Here is a 277-nt window from a genome sequence, read left to right on the forward strand (position 1 = left end):
AGCTCCTGCAGCTCCAGCAGCCGGGCCTGGACGGCCGGCGGTGCGGTGACCTCACTCATGCGTGTCTCCCCTCGTCGGCCCGCTCTCCCCCGACCAGGAAGTCCCAGGGGTCGCTGCGGTGATCTGAGAACAGGGTGGTGGCGCCCAGTCCCCGCTCCGCCAGGGCGGCCTCCAGGGCGCGGGCGCCGTGCTCGAGCCACAGGGGCTCGCTCGCCCAGTGCGAGACGTCCACGAGCGCGGGACGTCCACCCCCCGACCCCGCCGTCTCCCGGGCCCC

Annotated in this window: 1 pseudogene; it reads right to left on the minus strand. The window is 75.5% G+C overall.

What is annotated here, in order from left to right:
• Nucleotides 1–55 precede the first annotated feature (55 nt).
• A pseudogene (locus tag KVS67_RS11955) lies at nucleotides 56–277 on the minus strand (Nif3-like dinuclear metal center hexameric protein); the annotation flags it as partial.

It is taken from the genome of Micrococcus sp. GbtcB5 (assembly GCF_019091605.1).
GTDB lineage: Bacteria > Actinomycetota > Actinomycetes > Actinomycetales > Micrococcaceae > Micrococcus > Micrococcus luteus.